Annotated in this window: 2 pseudogenes; one reads left to right on the top strand and one right to left on the bottom strand. The window is 31.8% G+C overall.

What is annotated here, in order from left to right:
• Positions 1-241 (top strand): annotated as a pseudogene (locus tag V7083_RS22760) (hypothetical protein); the annotation flags it as partial.
• A 30-nt stretch (positions 242-271) separates the two neighbouring features.
• Here V7083_RS22760 and V7083_RS22755 read toward each other — a convergent pair.
• Positions 272-428 (bottom strand): annotated as a pseudogene (locus tag V7083_RS22755) (AMP-dependent synthetase); the annotation flags it as partial.

Below are 428 nucleotides of genomic sequence, written 5' to 3'. Positions count from 1 at the left end.
TAAACTAACTTTCGGTAATTTCCCAAAATATTTGATTACCAATGTTGCTCTTAATACTCTTACCGCTTTCCCCATGGCTTATGCATGGGAAAAGGTTGGTGCATTTAAATTTAAAAAAATTAATCATATTGGTTGGTATTTTATTTGTATCATACTTTCGATTATAATTTACGGTTATCAATATTTAGTTGAAAAGACCATTGTGAATCAAAATAAGATGAAATCAGAAAAAACCACTTAGACCAGTAATCTAAGTGGTTTTTTAAACTATTTAATTCACAAACCGTTCAACCTTCCCTTTTGCACTCCAATATTCATTGCGCAGATGGACTTTTTGAATTTTTCCTGAAGCAGTTTTTGGAAGTTCATCCACAAAGGTAACTCCAGTTACTGCTTTAAAATGGGCTAATTTTTCTCTGGAAAAGGCA

Origin of the sequence: Bacillus sp. JJ1764, assembly GCF_036962145.1 — a bacterium.
Lineage (GTDB): Bacteria > Bacillota > Bacilli > Bacillales > Cytobacillaceae > Neobacillus.
Note: the sequence above shows the minus strand (reverse complement) of the source record. Positions and strands in the feature narration are given on the sequence as shown.